The sequence below is a fragment of the Paenarthrobacter sp. 10L420 genome (assembly GCF_056395385.1).
In genome coordinates this window covers 1-10,167 of record NZ_JBFTJK010000043.1, presented here as the reverse complement: position 1 = coordinate 10,167, position 10,167 = coordinate 1, and the positions used below count along the sequence as shown (strand labels likewise).

The following is a 10,167-nucleotide window of genomic DNA, read 5'->3' as shown; positions in this document are numbered from 1 at the left end:
ACGGTGGCAGCGTCGGCTGCGACCCCGGTAGGCTCGATCAAGGCTCGTCCTGTTCTAGGTTGAATGCCTAGACACACTATCCCAGCAAGGCCACGGGCCCCTTTGTGTTCAACGACACGAACTCAATTCCCCAGCAACCACGAAGAGCCCCGTGGGCGGGCTGCGCTCGGGGTCCTTGTCTCCTCAGCGAAGGTGGAAACGGCGTCGAATCCTAGGTAAGACAGAGACCAATCGCGGAGCCAGCCAGAATGGGGATTCGACGGCTCCAACGCTGAGATCCTGCCCGCGGATCAAGCTCTACTTGCCACAGTGTCACACTGATCGGCGGTTAGAGTCTCCCTCCCTCGGCACAACTTGTCGGTGCCATTAGGCGTTCAAGTGGATGCAGAGGATCCATCGCGACCTTGCTCCCCTAAACTCTCGACGACCGAAACATCAGAGCCTCCTGCGGTCAGTCTCGCCAAGGTGGCCTCAACCATGTCTATTCCTGGGCGGTTTCGAAGACTGATCAATATCTCTCGCGACTCGTTCAGAAGCGTGGTGGCAGCCCTTAATAGGTCTTGTTGTTCTTGTTCAGACTGTGCCGGTTGCACACTGTCCATTAGGATACCTGCCAGAGTGTGACTTGCGTGAGCGATGTGGCGCTGATCCTGAACGCGGCGCCCCATGGCTAAACTTTCCTGTGCGTGACGCTTTGCCCCCTTAAGATCGCCGATGCGCCGCTCATTGGCTGCCAGCATATTGAGAAGGCGCGCCAGGGATTGATCCTTCACCCCGTCGCGGGAAGCCATATCACTGGCTCTGTCGAGCAGCCGCGTCGCTTCCGGCAGGTCTCCTGACTCACGCCGGATCACAGAGAGATTGCACAATGCCGACACAGCGTCTCCGCTACTGCTCGAATCGGAAACTGCCTGCTCGCCTATCGTCAAAGCTTCCTCTAAGCGACCAGCTGCGAAGTAACTCTGGCTCAGGGCCACAAGATTTCGCCCATCTACCCGTCCGAGCCTTACGTTTAGGTTGTTCGCCTCCTCTAGGACAGAGATGGAGGCAACGATAGACTCCGTTTTCTGCGTCTCCCTGTAGGCATCCCGCTCCACACGACCTAAGGTCGTTAGCACAACCGACAGCCCAGGTTGGTCTTCAAGAAAGCGAAGGTCGTCAATCGCCTGAAGTAAGAGCCTTCGTGATTCCCGAAGGTCTCCTTCTCGATGTCGACTCACCCCTGTTAGATGGGCGGCAATCGCTCTGGCTTTGTCCGGTTTTGCTCCGATGAGAACGGTCTTAAAGCAGATTTCCGCTTCAAAGTGCCGCCCTTTGGCCCACAGGGACAAACCGCGCAGAAAGTCGCTCTTCCTGTCTCTCTTGAACGAGTAGAGTTCGTAGACGCGAGCTGCCGTGGCAGCTTTGTGGGCTTCATCTACGTCTGAGGGCATCTGCACTAAATCGACTAAGGCGTCGAACGAGGGCGTGTGCTCAGAGTGAGCAAATGCGGTGAGAGCAGCAATATTCAGTGCGCTGCCATGGTTGCCCATCACCCCCATCAGTTGTGGCTTCAGGTCGGCAGCTGCGTGCTCCGCGAAGATGGCAACAGCTTTTGTGTAAAGCTCCTCGTCATCGCCATGCAACGAACGCCGCAAATGGCTTCTCAAGGGTTCAACAACCCGTCGTACCGAGCCACGCGTCACAAACATTCCAGCCCGATCCAGCCGTGACAACACTTCGCTTGCTTCGTTCAAGGGAGTCCGAGATTGAAGCCCTAGCAGCTCGGTGGCGGTCGCTTCGTCGAACCAGGGGGCAGTACTGAGGATCCCAAGACTGCTCTCAAGCAAGATGGTCATACCAAGTATCCTCTGCTAGGCCGAGCTTGGCGTAGTCACGCGTCCATTTATACTCGGAATAACCTCGCCGTGCGTTTGCGGCATTTTGACTCTCCTTACGACTACTGTATCTCGCAAGGTGTTCGCCCACATCGGTATAGTCCAGCACCTTGACGGAGACCTCCACAGCCGCTGACGAGGTCGCCAACGCCATGAAGCTAGGTTCTCCGGAAACAAGCATTGCCATATCACATGCCTCCTGCAATCGCGGCAAGGCGGTCCTCATCAGCCAAATGGCGTCCTTATCGGAAAATAGATCGATAGATGAGAGGACCAGCAATACCGAGCTGTCATGCTCTGCAAGATGCCCGCACAGGATATCCAAAAGAACTTCCCTATCGGCCGTCGTGACGTCATCACCCGCTGTTCCAGCCGCTCCAGGCAAGCCCTTAACCCAAGATACCAAGACGTCGGTGCAGCTGGCTGCTCCCGCTGATTCAAGCAGGACCAAGGAACTCAAGACCGTCATTCCGGTAGATCGCAGCTTGGCTCCTAAGGCGTTCAGAAGGTCCTCCCGACCGTCAAGGTCCGTGAAGTCCTCAGCTAATCCTCCTGTAAGGACGACGAACTCGTGATCCTTTAGTTGTTTGTATGCTTCCTCAAACGACTGCAGATGATTTATGAGGCGTGATTTCTGATTATCTGCTTCGATGACGTCCATGACAGCCCGCAGGGGAGCCGTTTCAGCCACATCTACGCCAATTCGCACAAATTCGATGGCCCGTGATAGCCGAGCCTGCATACGGAACCCCGCGTTAAACTCGCCTTCGACTTTTGCCACCTGCATGAGGAGCTTCTCTGCAATCCAAGTTTCGACCGCACTTATACTCAGGTCATCAAGATTAGCGTCTTGCTGGGTTGTGATTCGAATGCCTACTTCTCCATCAAGCTGGTGAAGAATCTCACTTGCTAGAACGACTCTATGCTTTAGCGCATGCGCTTCTGACACAAAGTTGAGGGTTGCCCCTGCAGGTAGCGGCTTAACACGTTCATAATGTAAATGTAGCTCGTCTGCCATAAGTAAAATAGCGGCCAGAAGAGGACCGCGCACTTGTTTACCTCGCACCAGCGTAAATTGTCGCAATTTAGCGACGGAGTCTTCGTAATAGTTGGTTCCATGGGCTCGAGCTACCAATGCAATTACATGAAGAAGTGCTCTATCTTGAGGAGGCAACCCAATTTTCGTAGCGTTTCCATGAATCTCCAGGTGACTCTGATCTGGATGCCGTTTCCTGATGGCCTCATAATCACTCTGCTCCAACTGGCCTAGTGGAATATTAAGGAGAGACTGCATACCCAGATCATGCAACCACGAACTGGCCCAAAGGATAAAGGCTTCTAACGGCTCCAGTTCCTTGCCCGTGGATAGATTGGGAGAACTGGCGAGCTGCAGAGCGTAGTCGGCAACAACACGAGAGTGGTCCGGTCCGTGATCCGTGAACCAAGGAAGATAATTCTGACGCCACCAATCTTCAACGAAGTCCTGGATCCGAGGCATGGCATCGGCCAAGTCGCTGAGCTTATTGCCCCGCAGTTCCTGCTCAAGCTTTAGCGCGTCCACTTCGCTCCTTGGTGACCCCTGACATGTATGGCTATAGAGTAACTCGCGAAGTTCCAGGTACAAGTCTCTGGCGTCGTGCCAATGACCAACGATTATTGAGCTGGACTTCTGAAAGGGCCCTGTGTCCGCATGAATTACCGTGTCACAGACAAACCAATGCTATTTTATGGACCTAAATTGTTTGACTCAGCCCGCGATTCGGGGGTCGACAACAACGCTGCGCTCAACCGGTGGTCTCAGGAGCGTCATCCTTCTGGTCAGCGCCTGGGAGGCTGGTTGTGGGGCGGGCGGAACGCCACCATGGCCGTCTAGCGGCGTGTTCTGGTCGCACCCCTGGGTGCGAAAACGGGGTGGTTCCGCCCGCTTGCGTTCATTCTGCCTCAGATCTGGGGTGTCATCCGGCGATTTTTTATCGATGGGCCAGGTCCTGCCTGGTGGTTTATCCCAGCGCCCATAATCCTTCGTTCTCTGTCAGTCCGAGGGCGAGGAGGCGTCGGAGGTTCACTCCTGCGATCTGCAGTTGGAGCCAGGCGGTGTTCCGGCTGATGCCGGCGGTTTCCGCGGGTGAGCCAGGCGATGGACCGCTCGACCATGGGCCGGTGCCTGCGGTAAGTGTCCCGGAAGGCGGGGTCCGCGGCGCGTAGACGGTGTTCGCGCTGCAGCGCGTCGTGCGTTGCGGGCGAGGGCGGCGAGCATTTCTCCGGAACCGCAGGCCGAGTCGGCCAGGACGTCCACGCTGGTGCCGGTGATCGTGGGATCCGCGCCCATGAGCCGGGCACCGACGGCTCCGTCGCTGTGCTCCGGTCCGGAGGCCTTGGTGAGCTCCGCGGCGGTGATCAGACCGGTGTCGGGCTCGATGAGGATGTGGGCCGTGAATCCGTCTTGCTGGCGGGACTGGGGTCTTGTGCGCGTGCGGGGTGTCCGGGTCCACGGTGGAGATTATCCGGTCCGGTGCGACGTTCCGGGCGATACGCCACCGCCCGTCGGTCCCGTCCGAATCCTCGGCCGGTTCCACGTCCTGCCCGGCGACCAGTGCCAGCAGCGCATACGCATCGGCCACCTTGCCGTCCAAGGCCTCGGTATCGACGACGGCCAGCAGCGCCAGCGCATCGGTGACCAGCGCCGAAACAAGCCCGTTCCTGGCATCCTGGTCATCCCACGCGATGTCCGGTTTGCGGTTCGGGTGTAGTCATACCCTTTAGCGTGGGTGGCCAGCAATTCCTGGCCGGCAGGGACATCACGGCCGAAGCGGCGGATCCCCGCGATCAGTTGCGTGATGGTGTCCTGCCTGGCGACCGCGTCGTCCAGGACTGTCGAATCCACAGCCCCGCGGCGCTTGCCCTTCAGGATTCCGGTTTCCGCCACGACCTCGGCGATGGCCTCCATGATCCGGTGCAGGTTTCCCGACCCGGCCAGAAGCCGCCGCCAGTACGTCAGCGTGCTCGGGTGGGACGCGGTATCAGTCCGTATCCGCACGCGGCATTCCAGCGCCGGTCGAAGGTCAACGCCTCGGCGTCTCCCGGTCAGAGAGCCCCTGCAATGCCTGCAACACCAGCACCGAGCCGATGACCGGCGCCGGAACCGATGGCCGGCCCCGCCGCGACGGGGACACGTTCTCCATCATTGGATCCGGAAACAGGCGCCCCGATGTTTGACCAGAAAAGCGAGACGCTTCCCGGAGCCAACAACTCTCCGGCCAGCGCCTCCACGTCCAAATACCCGCGTTGCCCGTCCTCGCGTCCCTGCATAAGACCAGTCTTAACCACCCAGCCCACCTGTCCAGCCGACGCGCCCCATCCGTGACCAATTCAGCAGTCTCCCAGGCACGATGATCTGGTACCAGTGTTAAGGAACGGAAGAGCTAGCTTCGTCACTTCTTTCTTCACTTCAGGCACCGAGGAAACCTGTCTGCATAATATTGTCCGAAGCGACTCCTAGGATCAGGTTGTTGACTTGCCGACCTGCAAGTCGCCTGGCTGAATGCCCCACAGGCATCAGGCTCGGCCCGATCTAGAGGAGCTCCACGAGAGATATGAAACGTCACCCCAGTTCGCCCGCTTCCGCTACCCGCCGAGGCGGAACAGGCCAAGCTTCCATGGCACGGCGAGGGCACAACGAAGCCGGCAAACGAGTTCGAGGGAGGCGCCACCAAAACTTAGCCTGTGAGATGTTCGACTCATCTGCTAAACGAAAGGAGCGCCTTGTGTCGGATGTGCCCGCAACGCATGTCAGGCGTGCCACGATTCCGTCACCCAGTCCGGTAGCCTACTGGAAACAAGAAGAGCAGTGTCCCGTCACGGCTGCTGGTGAGCGTAAGAGCCGAGTCGTGACCGGGGCAACAGTAAGGATTCAAGGCAGTGCACACTAACAGCAGAGATCAGGGCGAATACTGCCTTCAGCGTCCGTTGTCATTAGCGTCATTCTTCGCTGGGATCGGTGGTTTTGACCTTGGATTTCACCAGGCCGGAATCGAGACAGTCTACCAGTGCGAAATAGATCCATTCTGCCTGCAGGTTCTTTCGCACCACTGGCCAAAGGTCAGGCGCGACCACGATATTAAGGAAGTGAAGCTTAGTGAAGTCCCCCAAGCCGATATCTGGAGCGCCGGATTCCCTTGCCAGGACGTCTCATTGGCACGAGCAAGGGAAAGAGCTGGGCTTAAAGGGGCAAGATCTGGACTCTTTTACCAGTTCGCTGAGTTACTTGGAGGGGCTCTTCCCGAAACTGTCGTCCTCGAGAACGTCCCAGGCCTACTTTCATCGCACGAAGGACGAGATTTTGGAATCGTCATTCACACGTTGGCCGAACTCGGGTATGGCGTGGCGTGGCGCGTCCTTAACAGTAAAAACTTCGGAGTCCCCCAAAGTCGTCAGAGAGTCTACATTGTTGGATGTCGTGACAACCCAGAGCGTGCCGCTTCGATACTTTTTGAGCCCGAACGCGGCGCAGGGCATCTTGAGACGGGTGGAAAGTCAGCGACGAAAACTATTTCCCCCTTTATGGAGCGCGCTTCAAAAGTTAGCAGCGAAGGCGGAAGTGGAACAACAGACAACGGACTAGTCGTGCCCAAATTGTCATTCTGTCTCTCAGCAACGACCGGGCGCCATACTGGGACAGATTGGAGTCGCACTTATGTCGCTTACGAGGATTCAGCTCGCCGACTCACACCTGCAGAATGCGAGGGCCTACAAGGATTCCCAGATACGTGGACACTTCCCCGTGGATGGAACGAAGACGCAACCTCGGACAGCGTCAGATATCACGCCCTAGGGAATGCAGTATCCGTCCCAGTTATTGCTTGGTTGGCCGAGCGTATCAAGGCAACGCTCTCCATTCCGACAGTTACAGAAACAACTATCAACCTTAATAGTGAAGTTTTGACGGCGTGAAAGCCTTTGTGTGTCGCCTGGGTCCAAGAGTCACAGTCCGCGGACAGGCCAGAGGGACAGTCATTGATCCGCTCTCTCCTGATTCTCCTGATCAGTCTGCTTATTTTGATGCGAATATCATGACCGGTAGACTACCCAAGGAAATTCACCTCGAATTTGGCCAACCTCCCAAGCGGCGTAGTGTCCTACTAATCAGCCCTAACGATGTGGTGGTGCTGATCCTTGGCGCCATCGATTTCAGAGGCTCCGCGAATGAGCGCGGAGTGATAGGCCTCGGGCGTGTTCAATCAGTCGAATATTCCGGCGAAGGGCCATCTCAACGCTGCAAGATGGTAGTCGATCGCGTGACGGACTTCGATCCAATAATCAATCCAAAGGTCCTTGAACGCCAAGAATGGTTTGAATCGTCAAAGCTTCGCGCCGTTAGGGCCTTCGGATTTGACGGTAAGGTGCCCGCCCAAAACATACTCAAATGTTTCGGAGACGAATGGTCTCCGGACCAAATGTCCGCTCAGGTTCGGGCGATTCTTGGCACACTACAAGGCTCTGATCCCGGGCTACTCATTAGATTGCAGTCGATTGACGCAGAATTGGCCTCCCTGATACCGGAAATTAACCCGGATTGGGTTCCTCCTCGTCCTCAATCTGTAAATGCACGTGCAGCCGCTACGACGCTTCCACCCGCTGCTTCAACGAACGACCTCGCGGAGCGGCTCTACATCCCAGTGGAGAGTGTAGACGAAATGCTTTGGATTCTAGAGAAAAAGCAGTCATTGATACTCTCTGGACCACCGGGTGTGGGAAAGACGCACATTGCCAGGGAACTTGCCCATTTCATGTTTGGCGCGAACACTGACTTTGTTCAGTTTCATCCCTCCTATAGCTACGAGTATTTTGTGTCTGGAATAAGGCCCTCCATGAATGTTGCGACACTCAATTATGAACTTGCAGCCGGCCCCCTTCTAGATATTCTGCATCAGGCCGATGCTGATGAGCGCGACGTCCCCTACGGTTTGATAATTGATGAAATCAACCGGGCAAATGTTTCTTCCGTCTTTGGTGAGCTTCTTACCGCGATGGAGTACAGGGGTCTCCCGGTCCGTTTGCAGTACGGATCCCCTTATGACGATCGTGGCGAGTTCGTCGTCCCGGAGAACTTTTACATCATCGCTACTATGAACCGGGCCGACAGATCTGCGGGAAATTTCGATTCAGCCTTGAGACGGAGGTTTGGAGTTTTTGACTGCTACCCCACTGAGGAACCGTTCAAGTCTGCATTGAGAAGGTTTATTGATACCCACCATAACGATAAGCAATGGCTGGTCGATTGGGTCTCGGACATCAACGATCTTGTGCCTGATCCTGACTTCTCGATTGGCGCGTCGTTTTTCATGAACTCGGATCTCAGCGATGACGAAGTTGTTAGAATCATGAAATTCGAGATTGGGCCCTATCTTTACGGAAAATTCGGTAAAACGGCCCCCTTCGGATCTTTGCTTACATTAGGCCCTACAGCTGTGCGCGAAAAGTATATCAGCGCCCTAGGCTCCCGTCCGGGGAATTTGACTCTGAACGATGCTACTAACACTTAGAGAAAATGAGTATTGCCCTTCTGTGGCTCTTTCCTTTGCGCAATTGGAACGTCTACGCTCAGTGGCCTTCCGAACAGACATTAAGGAAACACCTTCGAAGGTGCTTCAGATAGAACCTGGTAATCGCGAAGGCGAGTACCGTATCGGCGCCCGCGACATTGTTGGTGCATTTAGCGCCGGAGATATTGAAGTTGTCATTGAACCGAAATGTGGTAATGCGATTCTCGCTCATCTCCTTACGGTAGCTTTACCCCTTCCCAAACCAACTTCAGACGTCGTGCACATCGGCCCGGGATCCTTTAGGGACACCCTCGCATTCCAATTCCTTCAGTATCTTGAATTGGCTACCGCAGAGGGCGCTTTTGAAAGTTACGTCCGAGTATCATCGATTGGAGCCCGGCCTCGCGGTCAAATTGACTTTGTGAAGTTTGTAAGCGGCCTACAATCGCCCGTTGTTTATCGCCACGATTTGTTCACGTCACACAATCCGCTGAATTCTTTTTTGACCGGTGTCCTGGAGAATATAACCAACACATACGGAACAAGTAATCCCACGGGACATAAAGCTAAGATTTGGGCGGACAATTTGGGAACGCTGACGAGTCTTGATCCCATGATGGATTTCGCTGCTGCCATGGAGCTGGCGCCGGACGAGACCTACTCGACCTGCATCCGTATAGGTGCGTTGATTCTTCAGGGTTCCGGACTACTAACGACGAGCGGGGAGACGCCCAGTCATGGCCTCCTGTTCCATATGCCAAAAGTCTTTGAGGGCTTTATCACGTCATTGCTTGCTGCTGAATCTACGCGCCGTGGGCTCAATTATGACGTCCAAGGTCGCAAACTGATGCGGTTTCTAGATGTCGATCGTCAACTCCGTCTGATGCCGGATGTATGCGTTGGAGATGTCGGAGGCCGTACACCGCTAATAGTGGTAGATGCAAAATATAAATTCTTGGGACCCACACCGGGACGCGCTGACCTGTACCAAATGCTGGCTTACTGCGATGCTTACGGAGCACATGTGGGGGTTCTGATTGGCCTCGGCGAGGGTCCTGATACGACCATTCGCATGGAGAAAGGTGGATTGACCATTAGGTGTCTCCGATTGAGCCTGGGGGAATCACCCGTATCACTCGATAGCAAAGTTAAGTCTATCTTTGGCTTCGATTTATCTTGATTTTTGGATTGGAAAAGTATTTCACCCTCTCCTCGTGCGATGCGGGTTCCGCGCCGACTGCAAGAAATTGGACCCCGCGTGCATTACTTATCTCGTCAGGGAGACACGCATCAGTTCCAGGAGTGCATTACGCTCACGGAACATATACGGTTCGCTTAAGAGGGTGCCGGCTTCCATCCCCAAGGCAGTCTCCGGCTCGGCCGTCGACAGGGCTTGCCTTCGTCCATTAGAAAAGTGCGCGACTTGGTGCCGGCGAGTATTTGGCCCCGCGCTGTAGTGGGAACATGGGAACATGGGAACTGCAGCCCTTTGCTGTAACCCGCTCCCGGCGAGATAGCCTTCAAATTGTCAGGACTCCCCACCGAAAAACCTTGACTACCGAACACGAACAAAGGGTGGAGTACGTTTCCGACTATCCAGGCTCTTCGTGGTTGCTGGGGAATTGAGTTCGTGTCGTTGAACACAAAGGGGCCCGTGGCCTTGCTGGGATAGTGTGTCTAGGCATTCAACCTAGAACAGGACGAGCCTTGATCGAGCCTACCGGGGTCGCAGCCGACGCTGCCACCGT

The 10,167-nt window shown here is 55.6% G+C and carries 5 protein-coding genes and 1 pseudogene; 3 read left to right on the top strand and 3 right to left on the bottom strand.

The genetic code is table 11. From position 1 onward, the window contains the following. Positions 1 to 374: 374 nt before the first annotated feature. The 3 genes and pseudogenes from AC1DD5_RS25405 to AC1DD5_RS25395 all read right to left on the bottom strand — a co-directional run bounded on the left by AC1DD5_RS25405 (position 375) and on the right by AC1DD5_RS25395 (position 5,186). Positions 375 to 1,838 carry a tetratricopeptide repeat protein gene (locus AC1DD5_RS25405; RefSeq protein ID WP_477523094.1) on the bottom strand — a complete coding sequence of 488 codons (1,464 nt, stop codon included), beginning with the start codon at positions 1,836 to 1,838 and terminating at the stop codon, positions 375 to 377. Beyond that, entirely contained in the window at positions 1,822 to 3,438 is a 1,617-nt protein-coding gene (locus tag AC1DD5_RS25400) for an HD domain-containing protein (protein ID WP_477523093.1), read from the bottom strand. Before AC1DD5_RS25400 ends, AC1DD5_RS25405 begins: the two co-directional genes overlap by 17 nt. Positions 3,439 to 3,877: 439 nt before the next feature. Then, positions 3,878 to 5,186 (bottom strand): annotated as a pseudogene (locus AC1DD5_RS25395) (transposase). A 609-nt stretch (positions 5,187 to 5,795) separates the two neighbouring features. On the opposite strand from AC1DD5_RS25395, the gene AC1DD5_RS25390 reads away from it, so the two are divergent. The 3 genes from AC1DD5_RS25390 (at position 5,796) to AC1DD5_RS25380 (ending at position 9,599) form a co-directional block, all read left to right on the top strand. Beyond that, complete coding sequence (locus AC1DD5_RS25390; protein WP_477523092.1) at positions 5,796 to 6,827, top strand: DNA cytosine methyltransferase; 1,032 nt, start codon at positions 5,796 to 5,798, stop codon at positions 6,825 to 6,827. Next, entirely contained in the window at positions 6,824 to 8,419 is a 1,596-nt protein-coding gene (locus AC1DD5_RS25385) for an McrB family protein (RefSeq protein WP_477523091.1), read from the top strand. The genes AC1DD5_RS25390 and AC1DD5_RS25385 overlap by 4 nt, the downstream gene beginning before the upstream one ends. 100 nt (positions 8,420 to 8,519) lie before the next feature. After that, positions 8,520 to 9,599 carry a 5-methylcytosine restriction system specificity protein McrC gene (locus tag AC1DD5_RS25380; RefSeq protein ID WP_477523090.1) on the top strand — a complete coding sequence of 360 codons (1,080 nt, stop codon included), beginning with the start codon at positions 8,520 to 8,522 and terminating at the stop codon, positions 9,597 to 9,599. The last annotated feature ends 568 nt before the right edge of the window (positions 9,600 to 10,167 follow it).